This is a genomic window from Stenotrophomonas sp. P5_B8 (assembly GCF_054049855.1).
Genome location: NZ_JBFULO010000854.1, coordinates 1 through 616 on the forward strand (window position 1 = coordinate 1; position 616 = coordinate 616).

The following is a 616-nucleotide window of genomic DNA, read 5'->3' on the forward strand; positions in this document are numbered from 1 at the left end:
CCAATCCGGAAACGGACCGCATCGTGGCGGTGACCAGCTCGGGCAACCTGCTGGCGATCGCCGCCAGCGACCTGCCGGAATTGGACAAGGGCAAGGGCAACAAGATCATCGACATTCCCAAGGCCAAGCTCGCCACCGAGCGCGTGGTCGCGGTGGTGTCGGTCGCCCCGGGCAACACGCTGCTGGTACGCAGCGGTGCGCGCACGATGAACCTGTCGTTCAAGGACCTGGACACCTACCTGGGCACGCGGGCGACGCGCGGCCATCTGCTGCCGCGTGGCTGGCAGAAGGTGGAAGGATTGGCGGTGGAGTAACCCGGTCAGCGGCCGGTTGCGGTTCTTTCCGACGCCGCGGGGAGCCGGCCAGCGGCCGGCACTACCGGTGCGGCGGTTCTTTCCGGTGCGGCGGGAACCGGTCAGCGGCCGGTGTTGCCGATCACGCGCACACAAAAAGGCCGGGTTTCCCCGACCTTTTTGCTTGATTGTGACCCGTCCTGAATTGGGTTGACACCTTTTCCCACAGGAAGAGGAATGTTCAATGGATTCAACACTCAGGCGCAGCCAGCGGGATTACTCGCTGGCCTTCAAATTGTCGGTGGTCGACCAGGTCGAGCGCG

Annotated in this window: 1 pseudogene; it reads left to right on the forward strand. The window is 64.6% G+C overall.

Going from position 1 to position 616, the window contains the following annotated elements:
* Positions 1 to 314 (forward strand): annotated as a pseudogene (locus ACXJKH_RS21835) (DNA topoisomerase IV subunit A); the annotation flags it as partial.
* Positions 315 to 616: the final 302 nt, after the last annotated feature.